Raw genomic sequence first — 19837 nt, forward strand, 5'->3', positions numbered from 1 at the left:
ATCAGGAGGGCAATTTTATACATGAAATTCAAACATAAAAAACTATTGATCTCCGGCACGGCGGTGGCTGCGGCCGGTGTACTGGGGGCGGGCGCGCTTTTGCAGTCTGTCCTTTCGGTGCAGGCGTCATCTGAGATGATGCCCGGTATTGAAACCATTGTAAGCGAAAGCACCGAGGAGGATCCTTTTCGTATACTGGAACTGGTTGATTCCAGTGATGATGCGGAAATCGGTTATTACATATCGGGGCAGGAACCAAGTCTGAAATTATATCAGTATCAATACACGGATGCGGACGGGAATACGCACACAGTACATTTTTCTACAATAAAAGATGCACTGAGTAAGCTCCCGGAGAAGCAGAGAACGGAATTTGTCATGAATGTCCGTCTGAATGACTCCGGACAGATTGATGAAAGTATAAGCACCGGAATCAAAAAGATAAAAGATGTAACAGGTGATGATTCGAGTAAGTATCCTTTGTCAGGGTCAGACTATCAGGAAAAATATTTCCTTTCAGACAGTGACGATGCATCAGACTGGACGAAGGTAGATCTGACGGATTTTGACGGCAATTCCCGTACCGATACAGTACAGGTAAAAGGTTCCTATGTCGAGAATACTTCCGGTACCGGTGATTACACAAAAGGCGATCAGGAATATTACCCGATCCGAAAAGACGTTGATGCCGATAACCAGCAGTCAGAAAAATTCCGCGAAAACATCCAGAGCTTTGAAGAATCGACAGGCAGCGATGCGCGAGGTGCTTATTATCTGGAGTTTGAAGAAGTATCGAATACCAAAATCAATAATGCACTTGCGGATGAGAATGACAAAGGACAGAAATCTCTTCTTCCGGAATACGATTATGCGAATGGCAGATACGGATATTATGAGAATGTCTACACTTCTCTGACAAAAGAAATTGCAGAGCAAATCGACAACAAAGATTATCAGTTCCCCGGAGAAAAACCGAATAAAGTAGATGAAAGCAAGGCTGTTCTTGTACGGGATATTCCGGGTGAAGCAGTGGAGACGACGAGTACCGTATCGGATAACAGAGGCTTTGAAGGGGAAAACGGTCAGGCAGCAACGGATGCAGAGAATCCCGGTACAGAAGGTTCCGGGAATAATGATTTTTCCAGCGGAGAAGATGCGTTTGGATCTGATGAAAGTGATTCTTATGGCAGCAGTGATGGGGGAACTTCTGATTCCGGTGAGGACAGCTCCGAAGATATTACGTTTGACAATTCCTATGAAAACAATGAGAACGGCAGTTTTTCAGGTGATGAAAGTGGCGTCGATGCACAGTCTTTCGGCGGACAGCCGGAATTTGTACAGCAGTCTTATGTAAGAACAGTGGAATTATCAGATACAGAAGAGGTATTTAGCGGCAGCGATGCATTCTCAGATTCTGAATCAGAAATTTCTAATGACGGATCTTCTTCTGTGGATGTTCAGCCAGAAAGCGAAGAAGAGTGGAACGAGTACAGTGAGCCGGATACTTCCGACAATATTTCTGTACAGGATACAGATGAAACAGGTATGGATGCCGATGCTTTTTTTCAGTCAATTCTCGGCGATATCAAAAATGCGCAGGAAGCCGGAACACAGGCAGATCCGTATGTATATCTCGGTGAAAATATTGACCAATATCCGAACTACAAATATACAGTTATCGGTGATCTTGCTTATGTAAAAGCAAATGCGACAGATCTTGCGAAGAACCCGGATGCGGAACTTACTGATGGCAGTATTGTGCTGGACAATGATGAGTATTGGTACTATCAGGAAGTGAACGGAAAACTTACCAGATCTGAAATCTCTATTGTAACCGGTCGAAGTGCCGTTCCTTATAATGAAATTCAGGAAATTTCAAATGAACTTTCCTATAACTATTATTACCGCGTATCAAAAGTATATTTCTGCTGTAAATCAAATGACACAGAAGGTGAGGCTGCGCTTCCGTACAGTTATTTCGGATGGTATTATCCAAACTATCCGGACAATCAGGATGTGTACCTTCCGGTTTCTGATGGAGACGTGGCAACGCATTATGTGTCAGCGGCAACTTACAGTCTGACTCTGGGCACCGGAAACTATGATTTTGCACCTGGCGGTGATACCGCTGTCTCTGTTCAGGTAAACAGCTTTTATTATCAGGGCGGCTATACAAACAATGACTGGTTCAAAAAATATGTTTTCCATCTGAATCCAAAAGTTGATGCTGACAGTGAAGATGGGGAATTTGAGAATTTTGGCATCGAAGTTGATACAAAGCTGGCTTCGGATGGTACCTCAGATATATATGCACCGGCAGTTTCCGGGGGAAGTTCAGGCGGAAATGATACTGCGGCAAATTTCGCGCAGGATGAAGAGCAGGCGATTACATTTGAACCGGAAGATACATTTGGAGATGACACAACAGAGCAGACAGATGTCAGCGAAGAAGTTCCGGAATCCGGTGATACAGAAGATGGTGCCGGTGAGGATGAAACGGACATCGATGTACAGGAGAATACAGATGAATCAGAGAACATTGATGCAGAAGACATTGATACACAGGATGATGAATCTGTTGATGTGCAGGCACAGGATGACGGAGTCAGTGTATCAGACAGTTTTGCAGATACACTTGATAAGTATGACCTGATCTATGTAAACGGTACTCTTTCGGCTGATGTGGCAGCTGCGATTGCAGCGACTTCCATTCCGTGTGTTGTCAACGCTTCCAGAGTGAATGAGAAAGCATTTACCGATGCTTTTTCGAAGTTTGTGAGGAATGAGACAGAAGATGCAGACGGACATTATATAAATACATATATGTACTTTTTCAAAAATATGTTTGCAGGAACTGACGGTGATTACAATCTTGTAAATACTTCTTTCCATACAAATTTTAATGGAAATCTGGCTTCTGAGGAAAACATTACTTATGATCCTGACGATACCATGCATGGATTTGAAGAGATTATCAAATACATCAATAGCGAAAACCAGTACCGTAAGCTGGAAAATAATAATTCAGAACAGACGAATCTGGATGATGGAAGCGATACTTCTACACAGAAAATAGAGCCTCTTGGAAGAGAAATCTCACAGGCAAGGGCAATTGAATACATCATTAATTACAAATATCAGAGAAGTACTCTGGTAAAAGAAAACCTCAAAGTACTGGAAATTATGCCATATACGGGAAATGAGATGCTGGATAAAGAAAATGTGAAGAAATGGGTGGCTGGTCCAGACCGTAAGATCAAAAGTGTAACGGCCTGCTGCAGTGAGACTGCAAAGGAAGATGATAAAGCTGAGAATATGATTGACGGAGATCCAAACACGAGATGGCATACTTTGTGGAACAATGAAGATGGTCACAGCAAAAATAATCCGCCGTATTTTACGGTAACTTTTGACGGGGCTCAGGATATTCGGGGATTCTTTTATCAGAACCGTACATATCAGGGAAATGGCAGCCAGAATGGTGTTCCTGTGGAGTACAAAGCTGAGTTATACTCAGATGTGAACGGACAGAAGCTGATTGATACGGTAACCGGATTAACGAACATTACAACAGATAATCAGGGTAAAGTGACTGCGCTACAGTTCGGAAAGACGATCAGATCAGTACAGAGTATGAAAATCACATTTCTGAGAACGCTGGATAGTAATGGAGGAAACGGAAATAATGCCAAGTATGGTTCCTGTTCAGAATTCGGAGTCATTTATGCAGACAGTGGAACAGATGTAAATATCGGAGCAACAATTACTCCTATGACAGCAGCAGAATTTGTCGGACATATTGATGATATCGGCTCGGAATACGATATGGTGTTCATCGGCAATCAGAAAAAAAATGCAAACAGCCTGATTACGGGAAGTGGAGAGTACAGATATGCTCATGTAGGTGATTCAAAAAGTATTATTGCAAATAACAATCTTGCGAAAATGCTGGGTCAGCTTGATACAGATTATGCGCAGGGTTCATGGTCCGATGGGAAACTCCGGTACGCACCGCTCAGTACATACAATGAAGATGGATCCGGATATTTCCGCGGATCCGGAAATGATATAACAAAGCAGCAGTACAATTCACTGATGGATTTTGTAAAGAGTGGTTATCCGGTGGTGCTGGCATCCGGACTTGTAGATGGTGATAAGCCGAATGCAAAGGAAGTAGATTCTGCTTCGTATTATTACCAGTTCATAAAGGACGCACTGAAATATGAAAATGTAGCTACGAATAAAGAACTGGAAAGCGGAGCAAAAGATCTCAGCTTCTTTATGAATCTGGCAAAGCCGGTAATCAAATTTGATGAGAACGGAGGCAAACCGAAGGAACCGCAGCGGCTGGGAACTGCCGGCACATTCAAGACACCTGTGGATCTCAGTGATACAGGATATATTGACGGGGAGCTGAAATATACTTTTACGGTAGAAAATGATTCTGATGCAGCCCCGGCAACGACAACTTATGACTGTAAACTTTACCTGGATCTGAACTTTGACGGTAATCTTTCAAAGAAAGAATCGCAGGACAAATATATGGTCGTGCAGGATGAAGACGGAAATGTCCTTTCACAGAAAGATTATGGTAGCGGAGATATGCGTTATGAACTGAAGCTTGGAAAGAAATATACCGTTACCAGAAAAATTCCGTCAGATTACTATAAGCTGATTACCTGGAAACTGGAACTGACAAGCAACCGTAACACCTATATCCATACTTCTGAGATTGGCTATGCAAAACAGCAGAAACCGGATGGGGTTGCGAAACAGACGATCAATGTTCTGCAGCTTGTTCCACAGGATAATTCAGTAAATCGTTCAAATCCATGTACATGGACACTTGCGGATAGCAGCACTTTTAAGAATCTGATAGCCGGAGTGCAGGACTTCAATATCAATGTAATTTCCAGAAATGTTACAGACATTAATAATGGAAATGTTCTGGATAAAAACGGACAGAAAACAACCTTTGCAAATCTGCTGGATGATCAGCAGATGCTGATCATAGGATTCCAGGATGTGTATCAGGATATTTCCATAGATGCGGTGCAGGAGATCCTGAAATTTATCCGATCCGGAAAGAGTGTTATTTTTGCACATGACACGACTTCTTATATCAATACTGATCATCAAAAAATATACGGCCAGATTGCAAGGGACGGTTACAATTCAAATGGAACAGTAAACAGCGGCGGAAGCATTGGTCTTTATGACGACAGCTGGCTGTGGAATACTGCAAGAAATGAAAACTGGGGACTGTCGCTGAATACAATTCTCCGTTCGGTAGTAGGTATGGACCGCTATGGTATTACTTCTGATGCAACGATTGGAAATCAGACGGTTTCTGAACTGCTCAAAAAAGGCAAACCATTGTCAGATGGAAGTGTGGACTTTAAGACATTGCTTACGCTGGCAGGTGATGTGGCATATAAAAACGGTGATAAATCAAAGAGCTATGCACAGACACAGGGATATACAAATGCAATGTTGGACGGTAAAACGCTCGGTACGGGAGATACACTGACAACAAGGGCAACAAAGGTAAATGATGGTGCGATCACGCAGTATCCTTATGTGATTGGCGACAGTATTACCATTGCAGAGACACACGGACAGTATTATCAGCTTGGGATGGAGCAGGATCGAGATATCAATGATCAGAGCGATGGAATGAACGATGTGGTTGCCTGGTATTGTCTGACGGATAACTATTATAATAATTCACCAAATGATGTTCGAAATAATTATTATCTGTACAGTAAGGGGAATGTTATTTATACCGGAGCAGGACATCGGCGGGTACAGAATGATGATGAAATCAAACTGTTTATCAATACGATCGTGGCAGCGGCAAACGTTACTGCGGTAAAACCGGAAGTAAACTTTGTAAAAACACTGAATCCGGCAGCAGAGACAGAGCGCACCAGATTTTATATGACAGACCAGACATCATGGGATTCTGATGAAGCAAATACACTGGAAGAAAATATGGATTTCTACATCAATGTCAGGGATTACAATATGGTAAGTGCTGATTTAAGTCAGGAAGAACTCGATAAACAGGAGATGACTGTTCAGTTTTACATTGAAGATGAAAATGGCAGTGTAGAAGACGGATGCCCGACCACGAAGAATGTATCTGATATTACAGCGCAGATCGGAAGTCTGAGCGGTTATGGAAATATCGGTACAATTGAGAGTGGCAGTGATGGCAAATTCCATCTGTCCCAGAACAGTGCCTACGCGTTGAAAGTTTCTGATATCGAACAGTATCTGCGAAACCAGAATGGCAGCAATGGATATAAAGAGTCCTGTAAGTTGTATGCGAAAGTTTCCAGTACTGTATATCTGTACGGTCAGGAACATACAAGTACCGTATGGTCATCCATCGACCTGAAACAGCGTCAGCTTTTCGAACTGGATTAAAGAATTATGGATGTTTCTCCGTAGTTTAGGGGAAACATCCATTTTTTGTCGAATGATTTTTCTTGATTTTTGAGTACAAAGCGTGCTATAATTCTTACATCTTAAATTCTAAGCCCGTCAGGGCATTCTAAAATGTTTCAATTCTGAAACAGAAACCCAATAAAGTGGAAATCTATTAAGATCTAATCAGACGAAAGGAAGCCTGCCTATGCAAACAAAACTTCAGAAATATTTTCCTATGCTCAGAAGCAGGGAGGAAATCTTGAGAGAAATTGATGAGAATGTGAAACTTACAGAACAATTTTATAGCTGGAGGGAGGCACAGAGACAGGAGTTTCTGGATTTTTGCACAGGAGTGCGTGGAATCAAAATGTTGTATGATTCTTTTTTTAAAGAAGTCATGAATCCGGAAACAGTGCCTGAGCGACTCGAAGAATTCCTTGGTATTCTTCTGAATCAAAAAGTAAAGATTATAGAAATCCTGCCGGGAGATTCCACGAGAATTGCAGATGAGCAGTCACTGCTGATCATGGACATACTGGTGCGCTTTGAAGATGGAACATATTGTAATGTGGAAGTGCAGAAGATCGGTTATGCATTTCCGGGAGAACGGAGTGCGTGTTATTCCTCAGATTTGCTGCTTCGTCAGTACAAAAAAGCTCGCAGTGTAAAGAAAGATCACTTTACATATAAGGATGTAAAGGGCGTGTATACGATTGTGCTGATGGAAAAAAGTCCTGCGGTTTTTCAGAAATATCCAGATGAGTATATACATATTTTTATGCAGAAAGCAGATACAGGACTGGAGATGGATTTGTTGCAGAAATATATTTTTATACCCCTTGACATCTTTAAGAAGAATGTAGAAAATAAAGGTATCAAGAACAAAATGGACGGATGGCTGACATTTCTGGGGATGGATGATGCGGAGAAAATCATCGAGCTGATAAATACCTATCCGGAATTCAGAGAGATGTATGAGCATGTGTATTACATATGCCGGAATGTGGAGGATGTAATGGGGATATTTTCAGAGGAATTAAGAATTATGGATCGGAACACAGTGAGGTACATGGTAGATGAAATGCAGGAGACGATAGACGAACAGAAAGAGACGATAGATGAACAGAAAGAAATGCTGGCTGAACGTGACAGGAAGTTAGAAGAAAATATCTGCGAAATGCAGGAAATGCAAGAAAGTATTGAAGAATTAAAAAAGCAGATAGAATTGCTTCAAAAATAAAAAGTCTCTAACAGAACAATTTTACAGCTGGAGAAAGGCGCAGAAAATAAAACCCCGGGGATTCGAAATAGATCCCCGGGGTTTTTGAAAAAAGATGGCCGATAATTAGTTGTTGATGACAACACCCTTCTGCAGCATAATGTTTGCATACAGAGCTTTTTCGCTTGTGGAAATGATGCAGTAAGCTGTTTTTGCTTCATCATAGAATGCGAAACGCTCGATGTTTCCTACAGTAGCGTCTCCTCTGTCATCATATTTGCGGATGATTTCTTTGTATGTATCCCAGATCGGGGTTTCTACATCATCGCCAGGCATTACTTCCATCAGGTTTACCGGATGTTCTACATAAGTATCCAGTGGGAAAACTTTCAGGATTGCTTCCAGGATTTCCGGAACACCATGTCCGTCGCAGCGGATTGTGATAGCGTTTTTACCCATGGATTCTACCGGGAAGTTACCATCAGCGATAACAAGACGATCGCTGTGTCCCATTTCACATAATACTTTTAATAATTCTGGTGATAAGATTTCAGGAATACCTTTTAACATGTCGTTTATGCCTCCGTTCAGATAATTTGATTTCTCGCCGGCGCAGTCTTTTAAAATACGCCTTTCTATATTCAATTTACCTGTAATTACTGTACAATGCAAGGGAAAATTTTCCGATAAAAGATAAATATTTTACGGTTGACAGAATGCGGGAGGCGATGTATGATTAACTCAAAACGGAAACGTTTCGGTTTTGGAATTTTCCGATCAATCACAAGTAGTAAAACAAAAAATATACATATATCATTAAGGAGGAAAAAGTTATGCCACTTGTTACATCAAAAGAAATGCTGTTAAAAGCTCAGGAAGGTGGATATGCAGTCGGAGCATTTAATGCAGAGAATATGGAAATGGTGAAAGCCATTATTCAGGCAGCAGAAGAACTGAAAGCACCGGTTATGATCCAGACAACTCCATCTACTATAAAGTACGGTACTGTGGATACCTATGCAGCAATCGTTGCAGCAGAAGCTAAAAAAGCATCTGTTCCGGTATGCCTTCATCTTGATCACGGCAGCAGTTTTGAACTGGCTATGCAGGCAATCCATGCAGGATATACTTCTGTTATGATCGACGGATCCAAACTGGACTTCGAGGCAAACATTGCAGAGACAAAACGTGTAGCAGATGTAGCAAATGCACTGGATATTCCATGTGAAGCAGAGCTTGGTAAAGTCGGCGGCAAGGAAGATGATCTTGAAGCAGAAGCTGACACCAATACAGATCCGCAGGAAGCAAAAGAATTTGTTGAGCGTACAGGTGTTACTTCTCTGGCAGTTGCAATCGGAACAGCACATGGTTTCTATGTAGGTACACCGGTTCTTGATAAAGAACGTTTAAGTGAGATCCGCGAAGTTGTTGATATTCCGCTGGTTCTTCACGGAGCATCCGGACTCAGTGACGAAGATGTAAGCGACTGCGTAAAACGTGGTATCTGCAAAGTAAACTTTGCGACAGAACTTCGTGCAGCTTACTCCAAAGCAGTCAAAGAACTTCTTGAAGAAAAACCGGATACCATTGATCCGAAAGCTTATGGCAAGACAGCAATCGCAGCAGTGAAAGAACTGGTTATGGCAAGAATGAAAGTCTGCGGATGCGACGGTAAAGCAGAATAAAAGCAGAAGGCAGTGAGGCGAAATGGCAGCGACCATGAAGGATATAGCCAGACGGACAGGACTTGGGCTGGCTACGATTTCTTCCTATTTTAACGGAGGAAATGTCCGCGAAAAAAACAGAATAAAGATTGAGGAAGCTATCGAAGAACTTCATTACGAAGTCAATGAGGTGGCAAGAGGTTTAAAGACGAACGCGACCAGAACGATTGGCGTTGTCATTCCGGAGCTGAACAATACTTTCTGTGCCGAGATCATCACCGGTATGGAGGATATCCTGCGAAGTCATGGTTATGCGACGATCGTCTGCGACTGCCGAACCGATAAGAAACTGGAACAGGAGGCAGTTGAATTCCTGACTCGCAGGCGTGTGGACGGTATCATCAACATGCCGGTTGATGAAGAGGGAAACCACCTGAAAAGGTTTCAGAAGACGGGTAAACCGATCGTTTTGATTGATCGAAAGATTCAGGGTATCAACTGTGACAGTGTGCTGGTTGATAATAAAAAAGCCGCTGAAGATGCAGTCCGGTATTTTATCGAGAGAGGACACCGAAATATTGGGATCATTGGCGGACCGGAAGAAGTTTTTACTGCACAGGAGCGTATGGCGGGATATTATAAAGCACTGGAAAGTGCCGGGATCCCGGTGAGTGAATCTCTGATCTGGCATGGAGACTATACGATTCAGGGCGGTGTCCGGGGACTTGAAGAACTTGTACAGAATAATCCGGAGATGACAGCAGTGTTTGTGACGAACTATGAAATGACTATGGGGGCCATGATCGGAGTAAACGAACTGGGCATCCGGATTCCGGAGCAGCTGTCGATGATCGGGTTTGACAACCTGCAGTTTGCGAGAGCATGTAATCCGAAGCTGACGATCGTAGCGCAGCCGACGGACGGCATTGCAAAAGAAGTTGCAAAGGTTATGCTGAATCATCTGGAAAATACCGGCGAGGCATCTGGAGAGCTTTTTAGTGAGAAACTTGAGACCGAGATCATTGCCGGAAAATCCGTAAGGGTTTTAGCATGAACATCTGATAAAGAGAAGGAACTCCGGGCAGCCGGAGAAATGGGAGCAGCAAAATGATGAAATCATATTTACTTGGAATCGACATCGGAACAAGTGCCTGTAAGGTGGCGGTGTTTGATAAAGAGGGCAAAGTCCTTGCCGCAGCCAATGGCGACTATCCGGTATACTATCCACAGGAAGGCTGGGCGGAGCAGAATCCGGAGGAATGGTGGAGTGCTGTATGCAGGGCAACGAAAGAAACCGTGCAGAAAGCAGGCATTGATCCGGCGGAGATTGCCGGAGTCGGCATTGACGGACAGAGCTGGTCGGCCATCGCGCTCGACAAAGAGGGCAAAGTACTTACCAATACACCGATCTGGATGGACACCCGTGCGCAGGAAATCTGTGAACGGCTGAATAAGGAAATCGGTGAGGATAAAATCTTTGAAGTTGCAGGAAATTCACTTCAGCCGTCTTATACGACAGCAAAGATCATCTGGTACAAAGAAAATCTTCCGGAGGTTTATGAAAAGATCGACAAGATCCTCCAGTCCAACAGTTTTATCGCCTTTAAGCTGACAGGCGCGATCACACAGGATATGTCTCAGGGATACGGCCTTCACTGTTTCGATATGAAGAAGGGATGCTGGGACGAAGAGATGTGCAGACGCCTCGGAATTCCGATGGAATTTTTGCCGGAGATCTGCGAATGTGACCATGTCGTAGGTAGCGTGACAGCAAAAGCAGCCGCAGAGTGCGGACTCGCAGAAGGAACCCCGGTTGTAGCAGGTGGTCTGGATGCAGCCTGTGGAACTCTGGGTGCCGGTGTCATTCATCCGGGAGAAACACAGGAACAGGGCGGACAGGCAGGTGGAATGAGCATCTGCATTGATGAATACAAAGCAGATCCACGACTGATCCTTGGGTATCATGTCATTCCGGGTAAATGGCTTTTGCAGGGCGGAACGACCGGTGGCGGCGGAGTGATGCGCTGGTTTGAACGTGAATTTGCCGATTATGAGCGAATGATGAAGGAACAGACAGGAGCATCTTCTTTGAATCAGCTCAATGAGATTGCAGAAAAAATCAATCCGGGCAGTGACGGGGTCGTATTCCTTCCATATATGTCCGGTGAGCGTTCCCCAATCTGGAATCCATATGCAAAAGGTGTTTTCTACGGACTTGATTTTGCAAAGACCAAAGGCCATATGGTACGTGCCTGCATGGAAGGCGTGGCACTTTCTCTGCGCCACAATCTTGAGGTGGCAGAGGCAGCCGGAGCAAATGCAGAAGTCTTAAGAGCAATGGGCGGTTCTGCGAATTCTCTTCTCTGGACACAGATCAAATCCGATATCACAGGAAAACCGATCGTTGTACCGGCGTCCGATACAGCAACAACGCTTGGAGCCGCACTCCTTGCAGGTGTCGGAGTCGGACTTTACAAAGATTATGATGAAGCCGTTTCCATCACTGTAAAAGAAACACGTCGCCATGAGCCAAACCCGGAGAATAAAGAAGTGTATGATAAGACTTATGAGACGTATCTTGAACTTTACAAGTCTCTGGCACATATGATGACAAAGTGATTTAATGATTTTGGGCAAATTGAATGTTTAATAGAAGTTTTTTCTGAAAAACCTTGATTGTTTTTATAAAAAACGCAGGGGGAGCTCGAGGGGGCGGCGCACGCACCCTCGGTATTTCCTCCTTTCACGAAAGGAGTAATATATTATGAAAGCAGCAGTAGTAGTTGCAAATGAAGATGTACAGTATCAGGAAATTGAAGAACCAAAGGTAACAAAAGGTGCCGTAAAGATCAAAGTCAGATATTCCGGTATCTGCGGATCTGACATCCCGCGTGTTCTGAATCATGGCGTTCATTTTTATCCGATCGTTCTCGGTCATGAATTTTCCGGTGATGTAGTAGAAGTCGGTGAAGGTGTAACAAAGGTAAAAGTCGGCGACCGTGTATCCGGAGCACCACTTCTTCCATGCATGAAATGTGACGACTGCCAGCAGGGCAACTTCTCCCTTTGCAAACATTACAGTTTTATCGGTTCCAGACAGCAGGGAAGCAACGCAGATTATGTTGTAGTTCCGGAGCAGAATGCAGTTCCGTTTGACAAGAGCGTTTCCTATGAGCAGGGCGCAATGTTTGAGCCTGCAACTGTGGCTATCCATGGTGTATTCCAGAACGATTATCATGGCGGAGAGTATGTAGCAATCCTCGGCGGCGGTACAGTCGGAATGTTCACCATGCAGTGGACTAAAATCTTCGGATCAAAGAAAGTTGTTGTATTCGATATCAGCGATGAGCGTCTTGATCTTGCAAAACGTCTTGGTGCAGATGAAGTCATCAATACAAAAGAAGAAGGTTACATGGAAAAAGCAATGGCGATCACCGGCGGCAAAGGATACGGATTTGTATTCGAGACAGCAGGACAGGTTCCGACCATGCATATGGCCTTCGAACTTGCTGCAAACAAAGCTCATGTATGCTTTATCGGTACTCCACATGAGAATTTGACCTTCACACCTGCGCAGTGGGAAAACATGAATCGTAAAGAGTTCAAACTGACCGGTTCCTGGATGTCCTACAGTGCACCATTCCCGGGACGTGAATGGGATCTGACAGCACATTATTTTGCAACAGGCCAGCTTAAATTTGATCCGGGCTTCGTTTACAAAAAGATCCCGATGAGTCAGGCACAGGAAGCATTCCAGTTATTTAAGACACCGGGACTTGTAAAAGGAAAGATTCTCTTATCAAACGAGGAAGAGTGAAAATGATACTGACAGTGACATTGAATGCCGCAATCGACAAAAGATATGTGGTAGATGATTTTAAAACAGGCGAAGTCAACCGTGTCCGGGAATGTTCTTATGTTCCCGGCGGTAAAGGTCTGAATGTATCCAAACCGGCATCCATTTACGGGGCAGAGGTTGTTGCCACCGGATTTGTGGGCGGCCATGCAGGAAACTATATCGAAGATGCGCTGAAACCATTCGGCATCAAAGGTGATTTTTATCATGTGAATGCAGAGAGCAGGTCCTGCATCAATATCTGGGATGAGGTAAATCATGTGCAGACAGAATTTCTGGAGCCGGGATTTACACTGACAGAAGAAGATTTTGCCGGATTCGAAAAGAAATTCAGAGAACTGGTAAAAGATGCAGACGTTGTATCCATGTCCGGCAGTGTGCCAAAAGGACTTGACGGAACAGCATACCAGAGACTGGTCAGGATCGTAAAAGAAGCCGGCAGACCGGTAATCCTTGATACGAGCGGTAAGCTCTTGGAGATGGGCATCGAGGCATGCCCGACACTGATCAAACCAAACATTGATGAGATCCGTATGCTGACCGGTAAACACTGCGATGACATTCAGGATATCATTGATGCGGCAAAAACGATTCACGCAAATGGCGTGGAGATCGTTGCGGTTTCACTTGGCGCAGACGGTTCGCTGGCAGTAGGGGAGGAAGGAATCTTCCGTGCAATCGTTCCGAAGATCAATGCAGTCAATACTGTAGGATGTGGTGATTCCATGATCGCCGGATTTGCACTGGGCTTAAGCGAGGGACTTTCTCTCGAAGAAACATTAAGAAGAGCAAGCGCAATCTCCGCGGCAGCAGCGATGCGTGAAGAGACTGGATTTTTTGTAATGGAAGATATGGAAAAACTGTTACCGCAGATTGTTATACAAAGCCTTTAAGAAAACGAAAACTATATAATCAAAATCAGGAGGAAATAAAAATGGCAGAATTTATCGATCCGGCAATCGTGCCGAAAGTAACACTTCCGTCAGGAGAAGAAGTACCATGTATGGGTATGGGAACATTTGGTTCTGACAGGGTAAGCGCAGAAGATGTATCTGCAGCAGTTGCAGGAGCAATCCGCAGCGGATATCGTATGTTTGACTGCGCAGCATGCTATGGAAATGAGCATCAGATCGGTGAAGTTTTTGAAGCAGCGATCAAAGAAGGCGTCGTAGAAAGAAAAGACCTCTTCATCATGACAAAAGTATGGAATGACATGCACAGAAAAGTAGAAGAAGCATGCACAAAGAGCATTCAGGATCTGAAATGTGACTATGTGGATCTGTACTTCATTCACTGGCCATTCCCGAATTACCATGCACCATTTTGTGATGTAGATTCCAGAAATCCGGATTCCAGACCGTTCAGCGTAGAAGAATTCATGGATACCTACCGTCAGTGTGAAGAGCTGGTAGAAAAAGGAAAAATCCGTTACATCGGTATTTCCAACATGACGATTCCGAAGCTTGAGGCTGTTCTTCCGTTAATGAAGATCAAACCGGCAGCATGTGAACTGGAGCTTCATCCATGCTTCCAGCAGCAGGAGCAGTATGACTATCTTGTTGCACACAACATCCAGCCGGTAGGCTATATGCCGCTTGGTTCACCGAGAAGACCGGAAAGAGATATCTGCCCGGAAGATGTTGCTGATATGCAGACACCGGAAATGCAGGAGATTGCAAAAGCACATGGTGTTCATCCGGCATTGATTGCTCTGAAATGGGCTCATCAGAGAGGAGAAATCTCCATTCCATTCTCAGTACATAACTATGTAAGCAATCTGAAATGCGTCACAGAAGATCCGCTGACCGATGAGGAAATGGCAAAGATCGGTACACTCGAAAAAGGAAACAGACTGGTTAAAGGCCAGGTATTTCTGTGGGAAGGCGCAAAAGACTGGCATGATCTGTGGGATGAAGAGGGATATATTGTAAAATAAGGGAACTGCCCTCAGACCCGTTAAATAATTTGACAATTAAAAAAAACTCGCGAGGGGAGGGCGCTCACAGTTGCGAAGGCCGCTCTCCCCTCGCGCACCCCGCCTGGCCACGCAAAGCAAGCGCCCGTGTGGGGTATTTTATTGGGAAAATAACATGGTGGAATTGTATTTTTTTTAACAAAACTCCCACATTTCCTGTACCCAAACACCCCAAATCATGTTACAATAAAATACTGGGAAATATCCAGAAGTACATGAATTGATATAGATGGGGGAGCAAAATACATGTATCGAATACTACTCGTAGATGACGAAATCCTTGTTCGTGATGCCATCAAAGAAAACATCGACTGGAAAAGTCTGGACTGCGAACTTGTGGGTGACTGCGAAAACGGCAAACAGGCATCAGAATTTGTAAAAGAACATCCCGTGGATATTGTTCTGACCGATATCCTCATGCCATATATGGACGGTATGGAACTCAGTAAATTTCTGCATGACAATTATCCGGATGTCGTGATCGTGATATTCAGCGGCTTCGGCGAATTTGAATACGCCAAAAAGGCCATCCAGTATGGTGTCAGCGAATACCTTCTGAAACCGGTGACTGCCATGGAACTTACCGGTGTGATCAATAAAATGAAAGAAAAAGTCGATCAGCTTCGCAGTGAAAAAAACAAAATGAACAAGCTGACCGAAAATTCAGAGAAATACCGCAAAAATGCACAGGTGATCCGTTCTAAAAACATGGAGGCTCTGGTCAATTGTACCACCGATGTGAGCAAAAGCATCCAGCGCCTTGCAGAGATGGGAATCGACATTTCTGCAATCAGCTATCGTGTGGCTCTTTTTGATATCGACCTTTATTCAGGAATGTATGAACTGGATACCGAAAAACAGCAGGAAAGTGCACTCATGGCATTTGTTCTCTACAATATCAGTGATGAGATCGTGACACGTGAAGAAGCAGGATTTGCATATCAGGAAGGTAACAATCGTGTCGGAATTCTGTTTCAGGAAAAATGGAGCCGCAACTTCACCGAAAAGACAAGAGAAATCTGTCGGGAAATTCAGAATAAGACCAAAGAAGTTATGGGATTTGACGTATCTATGGGAATCGGTAAATGGGTGAAGAAACCGGAAGAACTGGTACAGTCCCACAACATGGCGCAGGATACCCTGCAGTATCGCTATCTCCTGGGCGGAAATCTGCTTATTGATATGGAAGAAAAACATCCGGTACAGGAAATATCGATAGATGAACCGCTTTCTGTTTTGAAAGAAGCATTAAAAACCGGACAGGAAGACCTGGCTCTTCAGACGCTTGTATCAATTGAAGATTTGATTCGTAATGCACTTATGCAAAAAAGCCGTGCCTGTATGTATCTTCAGCAGGTTATACGAACCATGGACAATGCCTGCGAAGATGTTTCAGCAGATATGGAGCAGATCCGGGAAGGCCGAGATGAACTGATCCGCGAGATCACTGATCAGAAGTTTTTCGGAGAGGCATGCGAAGTAGTTGCCCGCCATACAAAACGTGTGATCAGTATTCTTTCTGCAATGAATACGTCAAGCAGTGAGCGTCAGGCACGTCTTGCAATCGACTATATACAGAAAAATTACATGGTTCCGGATCTCAGCCTGAACAGTATCTGTTCTTATTTAAATATCAGCACCAGTTATTTCAGTACCATATTTAAAGAAGAAACCGGTGAGACCTTTACGGAAGTTCTGATCCGTACCCGTATGGAGAAGGCAAAGGAACTTCTGGAAAATACTACGATGAAAAACTATGAGATTGCTGAAAAAGTCGGATTTTCCGATCCTCACTATTTCGGTATTTCGTTTAAAAAGATGACAGGCTATACACCGACAGAATATGCAAGGGAGAAACGCCGATGAAAAAAAAGAATCTGTCAGCAAGATTTATCGGAAGATTCAGCAGTATTCAGAGTGTTATTTTTGCGACGGTAGCCGTTCTGGTTCTGAGTGCCGTTGTAATCGTGACAGGTGTCTCGATGCGTTTTACAAATACTTCTATTTTTGAAAACTCTTCACAGTATACACAGACAATCATCCAGCAGATGAACCAGAACATTGACTCCTACATCGATTACATGGAAAATATTGCCTATCTGATTTCGAGCAACGAGGATGTCCAGGACTATCTTTTTTCGGACGAAATTGACAGCGAGGGACGTTATCGTATCCTGAAACAGTTTGAGACTATTCTGGACAGCCGAAGCGATATTCGAAATGTAGGAATCATCAGTAAAAGCGGCAGGATGCTTATTAATAATGGAAGCAAATCTGTTAATCATGATCTGAATCTCAATACACAGGAATGGTATACGCAGGCGCTGAACAGTCCGGAAGGGCCGACACTGACCTCTTCTCATGTGCAGCATATTATCAGTGGGGAACGTCCGTGGGTGATCACTTTAAGCCGTGGAATCCGTGATCGCAGCGGCAGCGGAGAAAAAGAGGGCGTCTTTTTTATTGATCTGAATTACAGTGCGATCAGTGGACTTTGCGACCAGAGTACAGTAGGAACAAAAGGATATGCATTTATCCTTGATGCAAAGGGAAATATTGTCTATCATCCACAGCAGCAGCAGCTTTATAACGAACTTCAGACGGAGAATATCAGTCTGATCATGGATACAGACGATGATACAGTACTGACCGGAACCGGGAATAATGGAAAATTATATTCCATTTCCAGATCGGATAAAACCGGATGGACCGTTGTTGACTGCACCAATGTCCGCGAACTACTCAGCAAAAGCCGTCAGGCGCAGAGTATCTATGTGCTGACAGCGGTCGTTCTGGTGATTGTGGCGCTCCTTTTTTCCAGATTTATGGCAAGAAGTATTACACTTCCAATTCAGAAACTGCGTGATTCCATGAAAAAAGTTCAGGAAGGAGATTTCAGCGTTTCTGATGTTGTTGTGGATTCCAGAAATGAAATCGGCAGTCTGACAAAATCATTTGATGTGATGACACACCGTATTCAGGAACTGATGGAGCAGAATGTACATGAGCAGGAGCAGAAGCGAAAGAGCGAGCTGAAAGCACTTCAGTCTCAGATCAACCCACATTTCCTTTACAACACGCTGGATTCTATCATCTGGATGGCAGAAGGAAAGAAAAATGAGGAGGTTGTCCTGATGACGGCTTCACTTGCAAGGCTTCTTCGCCAGAGTATAAGTAACGAGGATGAGGTTGTTCCGATTGCCAATGAAGTAGAATATGCACGTGGCTATCTGACAATCCAGAAAATGCGTTACAAAGATAAACTGGAATTCCAGATTGATGTAGATCCTTCCATATTACATATCCCACTGATCAAACTGGTGCTTCAGCCGATTATTGAGAATGCGATTTACCATGGTCTGAAGTACAAAGAGAGCAAAGGACTTCTTATTATAAAGGGATTTCCGAAAGACGGAAATGCTGTTCTTCAGGTCATTGACGATGGTGTCGGAATGGATGAAGAAACGCTGGCTCATATTTATGACCGCCACAAAGTAAATTATCATTCAAACGGAGTTGGCGTATATAATGTACAGAAGCGGCTGAAACTTTATTACGGTGAAGATTACGGCATTACTTACGAGAGTGTGGTGGGCAAAGGCACGACAGCAACGATCACGATTCCGGGCAGACAGGAGGGACAGAAATGATAAAAAAGAAAAAATGGCTGAGTATCTGCCTTGTGATCTGCCTGATTGGCGGGATTGGAGGCGCAGCCTGGTACCGCCAGAAAAAAATTGAAGAAAGAAGAATGTCCCTTGTTTATATTCCAAAAGTTGAGGACAGCACGAATGATTTCTGGAAAGCACTGATTCTCGGAACCAAAATGGCAGCCAAAGAATATAATGCCGATATTGAGATCAAAGCACCGACAGAGGAAAATGATATTGAGCGGCAGAATGAACTTCTGAAAGAAGCTATTTCTGAAGAACCGGATGCAATCCTTTTTTCACCATCCAGTTTTACAGAATCCAATGATCTTCTGAAAGAGGCAAAAGAAAAAGGTATCTGCATCAGCTTTATCGATTCTTATACCGAGGAGAAGGTACAGAATCTGACGGTAGCGACAGATAACCTCGAGGCAGGAGAAAAACTGGGGAAATTTGCGGCAACACTTCTTGATCCGGATGATCAGATCGCGATTGTTGCTCATGTCAAAGGAGTATCAACTGCAGTCGAGCGTGAAGAAGGCTTCCGCAAAGGTCTCGGAGATCTGGCAAAAAATATTGTTGAAGTAGTTTACTGCGATTCCCAGTATGAGAAATCACGTAAACTTACGCAGGAGCTTATGGAAAAATATCCAAATCTCAAGATGGTTGCCGGAATGAATGAGTATTCGTCTGTCGGAGCGGCGCGGGCAGTAAAAGCGGCCGGAGCCAAAGACAGAATCCAGGTAGTCGGCGTCGACAGTTCACAGGAGGCTGTTCAGCTTATGGAAAACGGAGTATTTAAAGGCCTTGTTGTACAGAAAGCTTTTAAGATGGGTTATATTGGTGTAAAAGAGACCATTCTGATGCTCCGCGGTAAGAGCTATGAGAAAGATGTAAATTCCGGGTGCGAACTTGTGACACCGGATAATATGTATGACAGTGAAATCGAAAAACTGCTGTTTCCGTTCAATACATTGAAGCTTTCCTAGTAAAATAGTAAAAAAAATATAAAAAGGGTTAAATATTTATGGACGAACC

12 protein-coding genes are annotated in these 19837 nt (G+C 43.7%); 11 read left to right on the forward strand and 1 reads right to left on the reverse strand.

The genetic code is table 11. From position 1 onward, the window contains the following. The first annotated feature begins 21 nt into the window (after nucleotides 1-21). The gene (locus DWW86_RS06490) at nucleotides 22-6432 is read left to right on the forward strand and encodes a discoidin domain-containing protein (RefSeq protein WP_117942614.1); all 6411 of its coding nucleotides are present in this window, start codon (nucleotides 22-24) and stop codon (nucleotides 6430-6432) included. Nucleotides 6433-6640: 208 nt separating this feature from the next. Continuing rightward, a complete protein-coding gene (locus DWW86_RS06495; RefSeq protein WP_117942615.1) occupies nucleotides 6641-7675 on the forward strand; it encodes a PD-(D/E)XK nuclease family transposase in 1035 nt (344 codons plus the stop codon). Between the two features lie 105 nt (nucleotides 7676-7780). Here the strand turns inward: DWW86_RS06495 and DWW86_RS06500 are convergent, their stop codons facing one another. Beyond that, the gene (locus DWW86_RS06500; RefSeq protein WP_015542067.1) at nucleotides 7781-8224 is read right to left on the reverse strand and encodes an RbsD/FucU family protein; all 444 of its coding nucleotides are present in this window, start codon (nucleotides 8222-8224) and stop codon (nucleotides 7781-7783) included. Between the two features lie 263 nt (nucleotides 8225-8487). On the opposite strand from DWW86_RS06500, the gene DWW86_RS06505 reads away from it, so the two are divergent. The 9 genes from DWW86_RS06505 to DWW86_RS06545 all read left to right on the forward strand — a co-directional run bounded on the left by DWW86_RS06505 (nucleotide 8488) and on the right by DWW86_RS06545 (nucleotide 19788). Further along, the gene (locus tag DWW86_RS06505) at nucleotides 8488-9339 is read left to right on the forward strand and encodes a class II fructose-bisphosphate aldolase (RefSeq protein WP_072521921.1); all 852 of its coding nucleotides are present in this window, start codon (nucleotides 8488-8490) and stop codon (nucleotides 9337-9339) included. Nucleotides 9340-9361: 22 nt separating this feature from the next. Further along, nucleotides 9362-10372, forward strand: coding sequence for a LacI family DNA-binding transcriptional regulator (locus DWW86_RS06510; protein ID WP_117942616.1), 1011 nt, complete (start codon nucleotides 9362-9364; stop codon nucleotides 10370-10372). A gap of 56 nt (nucleotides 10373-10428) precedes the next feature. Then, a complete protein-coding gene (gene xylB / locus DWW86_RS06515) occupies nucleotides 10429-11937 on the forward strand; it encodes a xylulokinase (RefSeq protein ID WP_117942702.1) in 1509 nt (502 codons plus the stop codon). Between the two features lie 145 nt (nucleotides 11938-12082). After that, nucleotides 12083-13135: a galactitol-1-phosphate 5-dehydrogenase gene (locus DWW86_RS06520; protein WP_072521919.1), complete on the forward strand. Its 1053-nt coding sequence runs from the start codon at nucleotides 12083-12085 to the stop codon at nucleotides 13133-13135. A gap of 2 nt (nucleotides 13136-13137) precedes the next feature. Further along, nucleotides 13138-14067 (forward strand): 1-phosphofructokinase, encoded by a 930-nt coding sequence (pfkB, locus tag DWW86_RS06525; RefSeq protein WP_117942617.1) that lies wholly within the window; start codon nucleotides 13138-13140, stop codon nucleotides 14065-14067. A 41-nt stretch (nucleotides 14068-14108) separates the two neighbouring features. Next, nucleotides 14109-15110 carry an aldo/keto reductase gene (locus DWW86_RS06530; RefSeq protein WP_072521917.1) on the forward strand — a complete coding sequence of 334 codons (1002 nt, stop codon included), beginning with the start codon at nucleotides 14109-14111 and terminating at the stop codon, nucleotides 15108-15110. A gap of 285 nt (nucleotides 15111-15395) precedes the next feature. After that, the gene (locus DWW86_RS06535; RefSeq protein ID WP_117942618.1) at nucleotides 15396-17015 is read left to right on the forward strand and encodes a response regulator; all 1620 of its coding nucleotides are present in this window, start codon (nucleotides 15396-15398) and stop codon (nucleotides 17013-17015) included. Then, nucleotides 17012-18799 carry a cache domain-containing sensor histidine kinase gene (locus DWW86_RS06540; protein ID WP_072521915.1) on the forward strand — a complete coding sequence of 596 codons (1788 nt, stop codon included), beginning with the start codon at nucleotides 17012-17014 and terminating at the stop codon, nucleotides 18797-18799. The genes DWW86_RS06535 and DWW86_RS06540 overlap by 4 nt, the downstream gene beginning before the upstream one ends. Continuing rightward, the gene (locus tag DWW86_RS06545) at nucleotides 18796-19788 is read left to right on the forward strand and encodes a substrate-binding domain-containing protein (RefSeq protein WP_072521914.1); all 993 of its coding nucleotides are present in this window, start codon (nucleotides 18796-18798) and stop codon (nucleotides 19786-19788) included. Before DWW86_RS06540 ends, DWW86_RS06545 begins: the two co-directional genes overlap by 4 nt. The last annotated feature ends 49 nt before the right edge of the window (nucleotides 19789-19837 follow it).

The sequence above is a fragment of the Ruminococcus sp. AF17-22AC genome, assembly GCF_003460065.1.
GTDB lineage: Bacteria > Bacillota > Clostridia > Lachnospirales > Lachnospiraceae > Blautia_A.

What these genes read in the sequence shown, in the direction of transcription:
- DWW86_RS06490 (WP_117942614.1), top strand. Translation starts at nt 22, where the DNA reads ATGAAATTCAAACATAAAAAACTATTGATCTCCGGCACGGCGGTGGCT.
- DWW86_RS06495 (WP_117942615.1), top strand. Translation starts at nt 6,641, where the DNA reads ATGCAAACAAAACTTCAGAAATATTTTCCTATGCTCAGAAGCAGGGAG.
- DWW86_RS06500 (WP_015542067.1), bottom strand. Translation starts at nt 8,224, where the DNA reads ATGTTAAAAGGTATTCCTGAAATCTTATCACCAGAATTATTAAAAGTA.
- DWW86_RS06505 (WP_072521921.1), top strand. Translation starts at nt 8,488, where the DNA reads ATGCCACTTGTTACATCAAAAGAAATGCTGTTAAAAGCTCAGGAAGGT.
- DWW86_RS06510 (WP_117942616.1), top strand. Translation starts at nt 9,362, where the DNA reads ATGGCAGCGACCATGAAGGATATAGCCAGACGGACAGGACTTGGGCTG.
- xylB (WP_117942702.1), top strand. Translation starts at nt 10,429, where the DNA reads ATGAAATCATATTTACTTGGAATCGACATCGGAACAAGTGCCTGTAAG.
- DWW86_RS06520 (WP_072521919.1), top strand. Translation starts at nt 12,083, where the DNA reads ATGAAAGCAGCAGTAGTAGTTGCAAATGAAGATGTACAGTATCAGGAA.
- pfkB (WP_117942617.1), top strand. Translation starts at nt 13,138, where the DNA reads ATGATACTGACAGTGACATTGAATGCCGCAATCGACAAAAGATATGTG.
- DWW86_RS06530 (WP_072521917.1), top strand. Translation starts at nt 14,109, where the DNA reads ATGGCAGAATTTATCGATCCGGCAATCGTGCCGAAAGTAACACTTCCG.
- DWW86_RS06535 (WP_117942618.1), top strand. Translation starts at nt 15,396, where the DNA reads ATGTATCGAATACTACTCGTAGATGACGAAATCCTTGTTCGTGATGCC.
- DWW86_RS06540 (WP_072521915.1), top strand. Translation starts at nt 17,012, where the DNA reads ATGAAAAAAAAGAATCTGTCAGCAAGATTTATCGGAAGATTCAGCAGT.
- DWW86_RS06545 (WP_072521914.1), top strand. Translation starts at nt 18,796, where the DNA reads ATGATAAAAAAGAAAAAATGGCTGAGTATCTGCCTTGTGATCTGCCTG.